Annotated in this window: 18 protein-coding genes; 4 read left to right on the plus strand and 14 right to left on the minus strand. The window is 34.5% G+C overall.

Annotation, left to right across the window (positions count from 1 at the left end; all coding sequences use genetic code 11):
* Positions 1-56: 56 nt before the first annotated feature.
* Positions 57-1,751, plus strand: coding sequence for a DEAD/DEAH box helicase (locus tag KHA93_RS08275; protein ID WP_213110311.1), 1,695 nt, complete (start codon positions 57-59; stop codon positions 1,749-1,751).
* On the plus strand, positions 1,720-2,523 hold the full coding sequence (locus tag KHA93_RS08280) for a YqhG family protein (RefSeq protein ID WP_213110312.1): 804 nt from the start codon (positions 1,720-1,722) through the stop codon (positions 2,521-2,523). Before KHA93_RS08275 ends, KHA93_RS08280 begins: the two co-directional genes overlap by 32 nt.
* A 59-nt stretch (positions 2,524-2,582) precedes the next feature.
* Here the strand turns inward: KHA93_RS08280 and KHA93_RS08285 are convergent, their stop codons facing one another.
* The 9 genes from KHA93_RS08285 to comGA all read right to left on the minus strand — a co-directional run bounded on the left by KHA93_RS08285 (position 2,583) and on the right by comGA (position 7,305).
* Entirely contained in the window at positions 2,583-2,762 is a 180-nt protein-coding gene (locus KHA93_RS08285) for a YqzE family protein (protein ID WP_213110313.1), read from the minus strand.
* Positions 2,763-2,813: 51 nt separating this feature from the next.
* Entirely contained in the window at positions 2,814-3,320 is a 507-nt protein-coding gene (locus KHA93_RS08290) for a shikimate kinase (RefSeq protein WP_213110314.1), read from the minus strand.
* A gap of 59 nt (positions 3,321-3,379) precedes the next feature.
* Positions 3,380-3,520: a hypothetical protein gene (locus KHA93_RS08295; RefSeq protein ID WP_213110315.1), complete on the minus strand. Its 141-nt coding sequence runs from the start codon at positions 3,518-3,520 to the stop codon at positions 3,380-3,382.
* 5 nt (positions 3,521-3,525) lie between these two features.
* Entirely contained in the window at positions 3,526-3,996 is a 471-nt protein-coding gene (comGF, locus tag KHA93_RS08300) for a competence type IV pilus minor pilin ComGF (RefSeq protein ID WP_213110316.1), read from the minus strand.
* Positions 3,989-4,270, minus strand: coding sequence for a hypothetical protein (locus KHA93_RS08305; RefSeq protein WP_213110317.1), 282 nt, complete (start codon positions 4,268-4,270; stop codon positions 3,989-3,991). Before KHA93_RS08305 ends, comGF begins: the two co-directional genes overlap by 8 nt.
* Before the next feature lie 13 nt (positions 4,271-4,283).
* Positions 4,284-4,730: a competence type IV pilus minor pilin ComGD gene (comGD, locus tag KHA93_RS08310; protein WP_213110318.1), complete on the minus strand. Its 447-nt coding sequence runs from the start codon at positions 4,728-4,730 to the stop codon at positions 4,284-4,286.
* Entirely contained in the window at positions 4,714-5,025 is a 312-nt protein-coding gene (gene comGC / locus KHA93_RS08315) for a competence type IV pilus major pilin ComGC (RefSeq protein ID WP_213110319.1), read from the minus strand. Before comGC ends, comGD begins: the two co-directional genes overlap by 17 nt.
* Before the next feature lie 200 nt (positions 5,026-5,225).
* On the minus strand, positions 5,226-6,272 hold the full coding sequence (comGB, locus tag KHA93_RS08320) for a competence type IV pilus assembly protein ComGB (RefSeq protein ID WP_213110320.1): 1,047 nt from the start codon (positions 6,270-6,272) through the stop codon (positions 5,226-5,228).
* Positions 6,229-7,305 carry a competence type IV pilus ATPase ComGA gene (comGA, locus tag KHA93_RS08325; protein WP_213110321.1) on the minus strand — a complete coding sequence of 359 codons (1,077 nt, stop codon included), beginning with the start codon at positions 7,303-7,305 and terminating at the stop codon, positions 6,229-6,231. The genes comGB and comGA overlap by 44 nt, the downstream gene beginning before the upstream one ends.
* Before the next feature lie 249 nt (positions 7,306-7,554).
* On the opposite strand from comGA, the gene KHA93_RS08330 reads away from it, so the two are divergent.
* Complete coding sequence (locus tag KHA93_RS08330; protein ID WP_213110322.1) at positions 7,555-7,800, plus strand: DUF2626 domain-containing protein; 246 nt, start codon at positions 7,555-7,557, stop codon at positions 7,798-7,800.
* Positions 7,801-7,858: 58 nt separating this feature from the next.
* Here KHA93_RS08330 and KHA93_RS08335 read toward each other — a convergent pair whose 3' ends face one another.
* Complete coding sequence (locus KHA93_RS08335) at positions 7,859-8,482, minus strand: MBL fold metallo-hydrolase (protein ID WP_213110323.1); 624 nt, start codon at positions 8,480-8,482, stop codon at positions 7,859-7,861.
* Positions 8,483-8,873: 391 nt separating this feature from the next.
* Between KHA93_RS08335 and KHA93_RS08340 the strand changes: the two genes are divergently transcribed.
* On the plus strand, positions 8,874-9,047 hold the full coding sequence (locus tag KHA93_RS08340; RefSeq protein ID WP_213110324.1) for a DUF2759 domain-containing protein: 174 nt from the start codon (positions 8,874-8,876) through the stop codon (positions 9,045-9,047).
* A gap of 52 nt (positions 9,048-9,099) precedes the next feature.
* On the opposite strand, the gene KHA93_RS08345 is transcribed toward KHA93_RS08340, so the two are convergent.
* The 4 genes from KHA93_RS08345 to KHA93_RS08360 form a co-directional block, all read right to left on the minus strand.
* Positions 9,100-10,263 (minus strand): YqgU-like beta propeller domain-containing protein, encoded by a 1,164-nt coding sequence (locus tag KHA93_RS08345; RefSeq protein ID WP_213110325.1) that lies wholly within the window; start codon positions 10,261-10,263, stop codon positions 9,100-9,102.
* Between the two features lie 121 nt (positions 10,264-10,384).
* Entirely contained in the window at positions 10,385-12,265 is a 1,881-nt protein-coding gene (locus KHA93_RS08350) for an LTA synthase family protein (RefSeq protein WP_490710548.1), read from the minus strand.
* A gap of 535 nt (positions 12,266-12,800) precedes the next feature.
* Positions 12,801-13,760 carry an ROK family glucokinase gene (locus KHA93_RS08355; protein WP_213110326.1) on the minus strand — a complete coding sequence of 320 codons (960 nt, stop codon included), beginning with the start codon at positions 13,758-13,760 and terminating at the stop codon, positions 12,801-12,803.
* A 1-nt stretch (position 13,761) separates the two neighbouring features.
* Positions 13,762-13,974: a YqgQ family protein gene (locus KHA93_RS08360; protein ID WP_213110327.1), complete on the minus strand. Its 213-nt coding sequence runs from the start codon at positions 13,972-13,974 to the stop codon at positions 13,762-13,764.
* Positions 13,975-14,043: the final 69 nt, after the last annotated feature.

Genomic DNA, 14,043 nt, shown 5'->3' on the forward strand with positions numbered 1-14,043 from the left:
CATCGTATCACCATTTCACTTAATTCTCAATGCTTTTCGTTATTTGGGAGGTAAATATGTCAATACGGGTAGTCTTTCAACAAGACTGGCAAAAAAACTTTTTGCAAAAGATAGATAAAGATGGGCCATGGGCAAATCGAGAATTATTTAAATTAGCGATACAAGCGGAGAAATATCTAAATGTACCCTCGTTTGAAGGATTAGTGGCACCAAAATTTCTTCCAAATTTAACGCCATTGCCACATCAGCTTGAAACCGCACGTCAGGTTGTTGAAAACATGAACGGAAAAGCAATTTTGGCTGATGAAGTAGGACTCGGAAAAACAATTGAAGCTGGCTTGATCATTAAAGAATATATGATACGTGGATTAGTAAAAAAAGTATTAATTCTTGTTCCTGCATCACTCGTCTCTCAATGGGTTTTTGAGCTCAATAATAAATTTTTTATCCCTGCTGTAGCTCAAAGAAAAAGCTATGTTTGGGAACAATATGATTGTGTTGTATCATCCATTGATACGGCTAAAAGAAGTCCACATAGGGAACTTATCGCCGAGCAAGATTATGATCTTATCATTATCGATGAAGCACATAAACTAAAAAATCATAAGACCAAAAACTATGAATTTGTTCAAGCACTTAAAAAGAAATTTTGCTTATTATTAACTGCTACACCGATCCAAAATAAAATTGAGGAAATTTTTTACCTTGTATCCCTCTTAAAACCTGGACATTTAGGAAGTCAAAGCGGCTTTTCAGATAAATATAAGGATAAAAATTTGTCCGTTCAGGAAGATGCTTTTTTAAAAGAACTAGTGAGTAAAGTGATGATAAGAAACAGGCGTGGAGACACAGGTATTGAGTGGCCAGAACGTCATGTAGAAACAATACCTATTGAGTTTACAAAAGAAGAACGAGAACTATATGACGCCATCGAAATGTTAAAAGGAACAAATTTTCCAGTTCACGGATTTTCGTTAATGACCTTGAAACGTGAGGCTTGTAGCAGCAGAGAAGCTGTCTATTTTACATTAAAAAATATGCTTGCAAAATATGAAAATCCTTCTGCACAGTTTATTGAATCTCTTCAATTCATTCAACAAAAAATTGATGCCATTTCGCTAAATTCAAAGGCAAATAAAGCATTGGAATTAATTAATTCGATTGATGACAAAGTCATTATTTTTACTGAATATCGAGCAACACAAATGTATTTACAATGGTTTTTAGGACAAAAAGGGATTCGTTCAGTCCCTTTTAGAGGTGGCTTTAAGCGGGGGAAAAAAGATTGGATGAGAGAGCTATTTAAAAATCATGCACAGGTTTTGATTGCTACAGAAGCTGGTGGAGAAGGCATTAACTTGCAATTTTGTTCCCATATCATCAACTATGATTTACCTTGGAACCCGATGAGACTTGAACAAAGAATCGGACGAATTCATAGACTAGGCCAAGAGAATAATGTTCATATATATAATTTTACGGTTTTAGACACCATTGAAGAGCATATTGTTAAACTACTTTATGGTAAAATCCAACTATTTGAACGTGTTGTCGGAGAATTGGATGAAATATTAGCAAGTCTCGATTTTAAGAATTTCGATGAGTATTTACGTGATATATTTGAGCAATCGAAATCTGAAGGTGAAATGAAAGTAAAAATGGGTAATCTATCCTCATTGATTCAATTTGCTGACAGCCTGCGAACGGAGGAAACAACCAATGTTGCAAAAGGAAATTCATCAATATCTTGAAACGTTTTTTACGGAAAATGATTGTTTAATTGAAGATAACGGTCCAGGACATCTAACTATACAATTAACCATTGATATGGATAAAGAATTGATGAATCGCCCCTTTTATTGGACGTATTTAGAGAAGACTGGTGGTATTCCTAATCCTATGAAAATTACCTTTATTACAGATCAAGAAAAAACACCAGAACATCTAAAGGGAGAAATCATCCATTTCGGGGCTCCTAGACTTCACCAAATTTTTAATGCAACAAAAAAATTATCAGCCTATATTCGATTATATGAAATCCCAAGTAAGGCAGATAGTACGCGACAAATCCCTCTTCATCCTTGGCTCATGCTAAATATAAAGCTCTCTTATCGCTGTGACAGGAAGAAGGACTTAATCAAATCAATCGGTCTAAATTTGATCAACGGCTCTCTGTTTGAAGATTTTTATGAAAAAGTAGAAGCCATACAGCTTCAACCAACAATACCGGACTATTGTTTTACCATTTCACCGATTATTAAACCGATAAGTGGACTAAAACGAATTGAAAATCATTTAAGCAATGAAGTAACAAGAGAAGAACATCATTGGGCTGATGAAGCAATAAAAAGATGGAGCGAGGATTTACAACTTTTAGATCATTTCTATGAGGATCATAGCGAGAAACCAGAAACATATGAGGTTGAAAAAGAAGCTTTAAAGGATCAATATGAGCCTGTAGTTCATATGGAGATCATTAATGGCGGGCTCTATTATTTGGCCACCCATCCATACAGCAACTAGACTAGGATTACAGGAGTGAAAGTAAATATCCAATAACGAATGTAAGAGGCTGCTATTAATCAGCCTCTTCTTTTCATTAGCATGCTTATAGAAATTGGAAGTAATCCAAACCAATTTGTCAAAACAGGAGGTCTCGCCATTTTCCTATTGAGTTTTAGTTGTTTTCGTTCGTCTTTAGGCATTTCAAAATGCTTTATAAATGCTTCCGTTATATATTTAACGTAATCATTTGTAGACATGGATACATTCCTTCTCTCCAATACTTATGTATTAGAGAGTATAGCCAATTTTTATAGATTCATTCTTTTCATAATGTAATCTGCCGCTTCTTCTATAGAAAAATCTGAAGTATCAATTGAAATGGCGGCACTCTCCAAGTATAAAGGCAATCTTTTTTCGTACATCTCACTAATTTCCGCTACTGTTTTATTCATAATAAGTGGCCTTGTTTGATCATCTTTCAGTCTATCTAAAAATACGTCTGGTCTACATTGTAAAAACACAACTCTTCCGGTTTCCTTTAGGAATTGGCGGTTTTTCTCCTTTAAAATGATCCCTCCACCAGTTGTAATGATGGATGGACGATTAGGGAGGCTAAGCAATATTTCTGTTTCCTTTTCCCGAAACCGTTCTTCCCCATATTGCTCAAAGAAGTCCCTTATCGCAATTCCTGTATATTCTTCAAATCGCTCATCCGTATCAATGACTGGAAGCCCCGTTTTTTCACCTAAAACTTGTCCAATTGACGTTTTTCCAGCCCCCATAAATCCTATTAAGTAGATTGTTTTTCTTTCCACTTTTGTCCACCTCTTTATCGTCTCCTTCCATTATATTATAGGTGGACCTTCATAACATCCTAATTTTCTATATAATCGTTAATAAGCAATTGGACAATCTTTTTCTCGTAATAATCTTTCATTTCTGTTATATACCCTATTTCTGTAATATAGATTTGCGTGATTTCATATATGACAAATAGAGAGAGGGTTGCCACCATGATAACTACTGGATAAGTGGCTCCTCTTTCATTTCTAATAATTGTAATTCCTCCTTTTCGGCTGGAATGATAAAACGTGCTTCTTCTTTTACACCATTCGTAAAGCTGACATTTACCAATAACATGTGATCTATTTTAGTAAAACTGACTGAAGAAACATGTTGTAGTACAATTTCATGTCCCTTTTCATTTACAGTCCTCCTAATCCTATTTCCGTGTGTTTCATATATGATCATAAGATTTTTTTCTATTAGGATTCTATTAGGATGGGTATTAACATAAACTTTTTCCGCATCCTCTAATTCATTCCGAAGCTGAATCAAAAATAAATTCCATTCAAAATCTTCATCAACTTTTATCGTTCGATCAATTACTGCAAACGAGTGAAAAAGTAATGGCATTAAAGACATGATAATAGTTAGAATGAGCATACAAAATATTGAATCCAGCAGTGTAAATCCCTTTTGATCATTCATAACATTTTTGACGTTTAGCATACTTCACACAAGCCTTCCAAAGATCATCTCCATTTTTTTCAATTGTTAATTCATATTGGATATTCCGAATTGTTCTTATTTCACTTAACGGACCATTGATGTGAAAATGTTGTTCAACATGTTCAAATAGCAGTCTACTTCCGATTAAATCTCTTTTTCCTTCACTCAAAATAAAAAGCATCTTAAAGAGCAATGGAAATAATAATACACAAATTAATATAGCGATACTTAGTGACAACAGTCCTTCCACCATCGTAAAACCCCCCTCATTGCTCCTCAACTAAGAACCGCCCCCTCCCTATATAAAACGTTATTTTCACTGTTTTTCCATTGACATTTAACATCATCGTACCAAAATTAGAAACATTCCCATCTGGGGTAATATAAAAGCTTGGAAGATTCGTTTCTTCTATCCTTATAGCAGCTGGGAGTTTTTTATTTATGAGCACTTTATTCGTATCTCTAGATACTGCCTCGTATTGATGGCTAATCCGTGAGAATCGAAAAAGAATGGTATCTTCACGATTGATGGCATAAGAATGTGCAAAATATATATCGGATTGTACTTGATTCAAAAACATATTTTTCTGCATCGTTGCCCAAAAGGATTTCAACGAGAAAAAGCTAATAGAAAGAATGATGGTCAATACAGAAAGGACAATTAATATTTCCAACAGTGTAAACCCATTTTGTTCTTTAGTTAACGATTCCATTTTCATCAATCGATAGAGTCACTCCATTGGGACATTTAAATTCAAAATCCTGATTTACATAATCACCTTTTAGCTCCTCTAAAGTTTCAGGGTATTTTTTCTTTTCCATATAATACGCCTGAACTTGTCCTTGGACCATTTGTGTCATCGCTTCACATCCTTTTTCGTTAATGCTTGAGCTATGCTTTGTCACATTTGGAAGCGCAACAAGAAGAATGATTGTAATGACTAATAGTACAATCATCATTTCTATTAGAGTGAATCCTTTTTCATTTTGATTAAAAAATTTATTCATTTTTACACATCTCCCTTATTATTATATGGCTCAGTTAAAGCTGATCTTATTGATTTTGCCGTTAAAGTTGATTGCAGTAGTAGGCCGCGAGACTCCTTCGGGAAATACGGTTAGGGAGACCTACATGCGCGTCAAGCGCCAAGGAGGCTCCCTAATCGCTAGCAGAAATGATAATAAACTTCCTTGTTAAAAAGAACTAATTAAATGGCATCCATCATCTGGAACATTGGGAAAAATATAGACATGTATATAACGACAATGACAATCCCAATGATAGAAAATATGACAGGCTGGATGATTAAAAAGATATTTTCCGTTTTCTCCTCTAGTTTTTGTAGACAGTGGTTACTGTAATAAAGTAGTTCCTTATCCATTCGACCGTTTTTATCACCGTGATTTACAATAAAGATCATTTCTCTTTCAATGAAACTTAAATTAGATAAAGCATCAGCAAATGAATGCCCTATGAGAAGCATTTTTTTCAATTGTTGAGCTGATTCATGCAATAGAGGTTTATACATTTGGCTCTCCATAATATTAATAATTTCATTAATGGAAAAACCGCTTCTAAGCAAATAGCCCCATTCCCTTGATATAAAAATGGTTTGGTATAGCTTATAAAAAGAACTGATAACAGGTAGGGATGAAAGAGTGGATGCAATTTCCAATGCAGATTTTTTTTGAAATATTTGTTTTACTATAAAATAAAGCACTGAACACAATATGAATAATAGTAGTAGATATGATGGAATGTTCTGCATTAGATGAAGGACTAGCTTTATCCCAACAGTAGGTTCATAACCCATTGACTGATAAAGATATTGAAATCGAGGCAACAACAACGTGTTAAGTAAAATAGCTACAAATAAGAGGATAAAGATTAAAATGAGTGGATACTGCATAAGCTTAATAAACTTTTTTCGTTCTTCGTCTTTTCTCTGTAAATACTCTCCGGACTCAAGAAGTGCTTCAGCTAAATATCCATGTTTTTCAGAAAAATACAATTGAATACAGGCACCTTGATCGAAATGATGCTTTAAAAATACTTCATGGATTTTGTGACCACTTTTCAAATCATCTATCATAGAAGCCATTAAATGGTAGTTCTTGTTATCAAGCTTACTGAAAAACTGCAGTACTTCTAATAAGGTAAAACCATTACTGAGCATATCGCTCGCTCTAGTTAAAAAGATCCCTTGCTCTTTAAATGTTAACTTTTTTATTTTCTTCAAAAATCCAACGGTCATATTCTTCTTGTGGCAAATAGCCCAGTGCAATCCCCTTTCTTATTAATTTTTGAAGTGTTTCATAATGGTACTCATCCTCTTCTTCTCTCGTTTCTTTAAGTGAATGCAATAGAGTTTTTCCGTGAAGAATCTCGTATACCCCCGTTCGTTTTGGACGATATTGGCTCTTGCAGTATTTAGAGCAATTCATTCCACAAAATGGGCAATTTATTGTCACTAGCCTTTGGGCAGTAATGGCTAATAATATTTGCTCTAATACTTGCCTTCCTATTCCAAATTCAAGGAGTCGATAGATCGCTCCCTTCGCATCTCTCGAATGCAGACTTGTCAAAACAAGATGGCCAGTCATAGCTGCCCTTGCTGCAATCATAGCTGTTTCAGCATCACGTATTTCACCAACAAGAATTACATCTGGGTCATGTCGTAAAATAGCCTTTAGACCGGTGCTGAAGCTAATTCCAGCTTTCTCGTTCACTTGGACTTGAAGAAGTTGATCATGAAGTTTTTCAACTGGATCTTCAAGCGATATAACGTGACGATCCAAATATTCGGTACAATACTGAGCCAGTGCATACATACTTGTTGATTTCCCTCCGCCGGTCGGCCCAGTGAAAATAATCATGCCAAAAGCTTGAACCATCAAAGATGTCAAAAGGTCAATACTATAAGGAAATAAAGATAAATTTTTAAGGGATAATATTTGTTGAGGTAATATGCGTATTGCCATGCTTTCTTTTGAGTGAGCGGAAGGTAAAGTCGAAATTCTGAGAGAAGTTTCTAATCCGGTGATAAGGGTTTGAAGGGAACCACTTTGTGGTTTTCTTGTTTCACCAATATCCATCGAGGCCATAAATTTAAAATGAGATATTAGTCTTTCCCCAACATCTAATGAAAAGTGTTTAATAGGACTCAACTTTCCATAAATCCGAAATTGAACGAGGTACTTTTCAGAGTTGGGTGTGATATGGATATCCGTTGCATAATCGTGTAATGCCTCTGAAAGAAGAAGATCTGCCTTACTTTTAATGTTCATACTTCATAAAACACCACCTTTATATTTTCGTTATGAGTTACATTCGACATAACTTTCCATTCTCCTGCAAAAAACTTAAATATTACATATTATTATTTTTATCTGTTATGAGGTATAATAATAAGGTGAAGAAATATGATAATATCACTCAATCGTCACAATCATTAGCGGCACATATATTTACATTATTAAGCTTATTCCTTTATAATAATGTATTGATGGACTTAAGACTGCAAAGGAGGGATACATATGGATCGTATGTACAGAGTTTTGGGTTTTTGGACTGGTATTTTTACAATTATGTTCTATCTTGGCGGCATGGAGAAAACCGCTTTGCTTTTCCTAGGACAAACGGGATTCTTTGTTCTTCTTAGTTATTTAAGATTATCTGAACGTATGTATATGTATGTGTTTGCCGCATATTTAACAGTATTTTTTGCTGGATTTACATACTATACATTGTTCCTAATGCCTCCAGGCGGTGGATTAGGTTAATCACAAAGTAAAAAGGCTGTACCTTATTTTTAAAGGTATAGCCTTTTTACTTTTTCAGCTATTGTAAAAACGGATTGCTATCTTTTTCTTCTTTAATAGTCGTAACGGGACCATGACCTGAAAGTACTTTAGTCGGTTCGGGACAATTAAATATCTTTGCTTTAATACTCGTAAGCAATTGTTCATGATTTCCGCCTGGTAGATCGGTTCTTCCTATACTTCCCGCAAAGAGAGTATCTCCTCCGAATAAAGCATTCGCCTCTTTTGAGTAATATGAAATACTGCCTGGAGAATGACCAGGAGTATGGAGAACTTGCAATAAAAATGGACCAATTTTAAGTGATTCTTCTTTTAAAATAAGATGATCTGCTGATCTTGCAGTGATATTGGCACCGTAGCGTGCTGATCCGTTTAAGGTTGAATTGGTTAACCATTCAGCCTCTTTTTCGTGAATATATACCGGGATTTCCCATCTATCTCTTACCTCATCAATCGCCCCAATATGATCGAAATGAGCATGCGTCATCAAAATAGCAAGTGGACTAAAGCCTTCATCCTGAATATAATTATTTAAATCCTTACCTTGATCGCCTGGATCGAATACGATACATTCCTTATCCGCATTATAAAGAATATAACAATTTGTTTGCAACGGCCCAAGTGGTATTTTCACCCATTTCATTTTTTCACCCTCGCTCTATTTTTGATATGTTAAAACCGATTGTTATTTTTGCCATAATGGTTGGACACGCAATTCCTTAAGGAAAAACGGGTCATGGCAGACCCCACACATATAAATTGCTAAGGAAGCTACTTCACTACCCGAGGATAGAAAGCGCCAAGTGTTGAAACCAACATACAGATTTTACAAATTCTATTTCATTATACATGAGCTGTTGTTTTTTTTTCACAAAAACGGACAATATAACTATACACATTCTTCACATTCATAGAAGTGTCACTTTTGAAACTCGACAAAGGCAGTTAAAAGTAATAAAATATGAAAGAGCACAACATATTCAAGTACATAGTATTTGCTGAATAATTTTTTCAGAAGGGAGCTTACAGTAAATATGGGTACAGCTATTATTTTCCTTTTAGTTGCTATACTTGCAGTCTTTAGTACTTTTAGTGCATTAAAAAACAAAAACGTTCTCGGAATCCTATTTGGAGGGGGTGCTATTGGTGTATTTGGCTTCTTTGCCATTATGACACTAATACATCTTCCAAAATCGCTTCCTCAATAAAAATGCAATAAAAAAGAGGTTATACCAATGCGGTATAACCTCTTTTTTATGTTCATGAATTAGTTAAGGGTAATATCTTCCCAGTATTTAAATCCAGAAGTTGTTCATATTGGTATCCATACAAACATAAATCTCCTTCTTTGGAACATAAAATTGGCTTATTCTCAATATTATTGAAAAGTACTGTTTTTTTATGTTCGTTTAAATCCACACTTATTAATTCGTAATCTTCGTTGTAAAGTTCTATACTGTCATGCTTTTTCGGTGCAAAAGTAAGAAAAGTTTTTGACTTTTCATTAAATGTATAATATGGAATGAGCCAATCTGAGTATTGTGTTATGTTGGGGAGTGTAATATCAAAGATTTTCTGCTGTTGCAAATCAAAAAATGTGTATTTTAATGCCTCAATATTATCTTCTTCCACTTTAATCGTCATTATGTTATTGGCAAAAATATCGAATCTGAATACGTCTTCGAAAACTTTCACAGGGTCTGTTGTTTCATATAAAGATTTTTTTAATACTGGAGCAAAAAAAGCTAAATCATCTACTTTCCAATCTTGTTCTAAAATTTGCTTATCATTATACCACTTTAAGAATGGCTGAACGTCTTCTACTTCTTCAACCTTACCAGTGTTAACATTAATCAGATGTACTTTATAAGACCAATCTTCAAAAAAGGCAGTGACAAGCATTAATGAAGGGTCCGTTTCATTCCATTCATAGACAAGCTCATACGAATCTATTTCTGTAGAAAACTCAATGTTCCCTTTAAAATCTGTAAAATATACGTTAGCAGAGTGAGAATATGGAGAGGTATGAATAAAAAGTTTCTTCGAATGTTTGTGGATTAAAACATTCATAATTGGAGCTTCTGAAGTAAAAATTACTTCATGGTGTTTAGAATAGAGTTGATCTGATTCTAAGACGTACTTTCCTTCATTTATATAGGAATAAAGTATCGTTTCATTATCTAACCAACCATATACTTTTTCAAAAGATCCATTTTGTATTTGGAGCGGCTCCGGGTGTTTGGTGCTTGCTTTCTCTTGCTTTTTATTTTCTTCAAAAGGATGCTCTACTTTAGGCGTATTAGAAGGGGGTGCATCTGTAACGGTTATGGAGCAACCTGAAACTAGTAAAGTAAAAACTAATCCTATCACAATATGAAAAATAACAAACTTACGCATTTGCACCCTCCTTTCAAATATTAACACACATACAATTATACGTTTTTTTTACTTAAATGTTTCATTTTCTTAACAAAAATTACAGATTTTTTACGGAAGTATTCATTTCCTTGACAAAAAAAAACCACAACTTTCGTTGTTGGTTTTTTTATTGAATTTGTTCCTCTCTATTTTCATAGAAACGAAGTAGGTCTCCGTAAATGATTTTATCAGAATAATCAAGTTCAACTTTTGATTTTTCTTTATATGGCTCACAAAATGATTCTTCGACGGGTTCCTCAGTTTCTTTTGAGTAGCAAGTATTATCTGTGTATACATAGTCTTTTGTAATAAAACTTCCATCTCTGAAAACGGCAAAGTCATGATGATTTTTTGAAAATAAGTCTTCACCAAATTGTATATCATTTTTAGTGTTTACTCCAAGGAGGTGAAGTAACGTTGGTTTCAAGTCAATTTGACCACTAACTTTTGAAATCGTCTTTCCTTTTCCATTGTCCGTTACGCCTGGGATATGAATGATTAAAGGGACTCTTTGCAGCTGTGTACTCACAAATGGCGTGACCTCTTTTCCTAAATATTGGGCCATAGCTTCATTATGATTTTCAGAAATCCCGTAGTGGTCTCCATACATGACGATGATGGAATTCTCATATAAACCTTCATCTTTCAGCTTTTGGAAAAACTCCTTTATGGCTTCATCCATATAGCGTACGGTTGTAAAGTACCTGTTTAATGTACCGCTTTTTGAATCATACTCTTGTATGAATTTATCCTCTTCGTCCAATTTAAATGGATGGTGGTTCGTCAACGTAATCATTTTTGTATAAAAAGGCTTATTCATTGTCTTCATGATCTCTACTGACTGATCAAAAAATGGAATGTCTTTCATTCCCCAGCCAACAGAAATTTCTGGGGTAATCTCATAATCTGTTGCCGAATAGAAATAGTCATAGCCTAATGCTTGGTACATAATATCCCGATTCCAGAAACTTTTATTGTTTGCATGCATCGTAGATGAGTAATAACCCTTTTCACTAAGCTTTTCGGCCATTGCATCATATTCATTTCCAGAATGGGTAAAAAAGACGGCTCCACGACTTAACGGATATAGGGAATTTTCAAGTATAAATTCGGAATCTGAAGTCTTCCCTTGTCCTGTTTGATGGTAAAACTCATCAAAGTAATAACTATCCTTTATTAAATCATTAAGAAACGGTGTAACTTCTTGACCGTACACATCATTATTAATAACAAAATTTTGTAGCGACTCCATCGAAACAACGATCAAGTTTTTATTTTCTGCAATCCCAAACATATTCTTATTTGGTTTAACATAATTCGCTTTAATATAGTTATCAATATCGATTAATTCACTGCCATCTGCCATCGCTCTTTGAGCAGAAGATTTAGACTGTAGAAAAATATCGTACAGATGATAATTATACGTTCCAATGTTTTTAACGAGCATTTCTCTATCAAATGTGCGAGTCAATAATTGAGGCCGTTCAGTTTCCGCTAGACCGATATTTAAAAATAGAATGGCCGCAGCAACAAGAAAATAGGCACGGCGATTAACCTTATTGATCGGTTTCATTTCTACATTTCTTTCTTTAAGCTTCATTATCAGGAATAATAAAACGACATCAATAAAATAAACGAAATCGAACCATTTGATTTCTGTAGCAGCACTATCTCCTAAATCTCCAAAATTACTAGTTTGGAATAAAACAGGTAGAGTCAAGAAATCAGTAAAAAAACGATAGAAAACAACATTTGCATATAAAACGAAACTTACTAGAAAACTTATGATTAATATATACCGATTTCGTGCTTTTCTTGATTTAAAAAATAGTGATAATCCAAAAATAAACAGCAAAAAGCTCAATGGGTTAATAAATAAAATAAGCTCTTGCATGAAGTTTTCAATTTTGATGTTAAAGCTTGTTTTGTAGACAATATAAGTTTTAATCCAGAGCATGACGACGGCTATTACTGGAAGAACTATATTGGCTTTCTTAAGCCTATTCACTTATATTAACCTCCTTACAAATAGAAAAGCTGAAGCGCCTTAGTCAACCTCGATATGTAAAAATTCTAGGGCAAAATGATCTCTTTTTTGACTTCTATTGCCGCGTTTTTGAACTCGAAGGGATAGGCGCCATAGCTATACATTAAATTAATTGATATTTCCATTTAATTGGAAAGGTCCTTAATAACTACCGACTATAATAATATGTTTCTTGCAAAAAATCAAATGCCCTACTTTTCAGTAAATATGAACAAAAGCGAAAGCGCCTGTCCATCGATCAGGTTCTGTGTCAGAACGAAGTGGATTTAGTCTACAATCTTAATAGCGCTAGACGTGAACTACCTATTAAAGATATCTACAATAATTTCAATTTATTAGCACCTGTAATGCAACCACAAAAGAATTTTATTCTTTATTCCTTATATATAGACGTCTAAAACATAAAAAAGTTTCATTTGTTGTCCAGAAACGGAAATTTCATACTTTTGACACATATAAAAAAAGGTGAGAAACTTGTTCTCACCTTTTTCCTTCATTAATTTTTATTTGCTGCTAGCCATGCAGCACCGGCTATACCAGCATCATTTCCTAATTGTGCTAAAACAATTTCAGTAGACTCTCCTACTGGTTTAAAAGCGTATTTCTTGAAGGCTTGTTCAATTTTACCTAGTAAAAAGTCACCGGCTTTTGATACTCCACCACCAATAACAATTCTCTCAGGATTAAATACACTTCCGATATTAGCAAGAGCGAGTCCAAGATGATCAGCCAACGTGTCTACAGTGCTTAACGCAAGTTCATCACCAGCTTGAGCAGAATCAAAAATATCTTTTGCTGTAATATCATTAAGTCCCTTTAATGGAGAATCTCCTGTGTAGTCTGCAAGCAATTCTTTCGCTGTACGTACGATACCTGTTGCAGATGCAACAGTTTCTAAGCAGCCAGCCTTTCCACAATTACACATATAACCGCCTTGAGGAACCGCTGTAATGTGGCCAATCTCACCAGCTGCGCCCTTTGCACCGTGGACGATATCTCCGCTAACAATAACTCCGCCACCAACGCCAGTTCCAAGTGTAATGGCAATTAAATCTTTTGCTCCTTTTCCAGCACCTTTCCACATTTCACCAAGTGCTGCTGAATTCGCATCATTTTCGATGGCAACAGGAACACCTACAGCTTCTTGCACTAAATCCCTAAGCGGGAAGTTATCTGGCCAGCCAAGATTAACAGCTTCAAACATTACACCTTTTTCTGTATCAATCGGTCCTGGTGCGCCAACACCTGCTGCTTTTAGGTTTTCATGCGGGATATTTAATTCCGCTAATTTTTTATGAACAGCTTCTCCAATATCTGGTATAATGCTACTTCCATTGTTTTCAATATTCGTTGGAATTTCCCAATTATGTACGATATCACCTTCTTCAGTTAAAAATGCCAATTTAACTGACGTACCTCCAATATCAATACCTAATAAAAACTTTTCATTAGCCATGTTATTCCCCACTTTTCTTTCTATTTTTTTCTATATTCATTTCATTTCTTATGATGTAGAGTGCATTATGCAAATCATTCTTATCAATAAGATTTGAAAAATATAAATCTTTCACTTCAGCTTCCATTAGTTCCAAATCCAACAATCTATTACCTAAATAAACAAATATCCCAAATCTTTTTAGTAATTGTTGTACATCGTATATCGTGTTCATTTTTTCACCACATTAAAAAAGTAGATAGCAAGTTAACTCTCTAGATATAAGAATATCTTCTTCCACATA

Source organism: Lederbergia citrisecunda (assembly GCF_018343695.1).
Classification (GTDB): Bacteria; Bacillota; Bacilli; order Bacillales; family Bacillaceae_C; genus Lederbergia; species Lederbergia citrisecunda.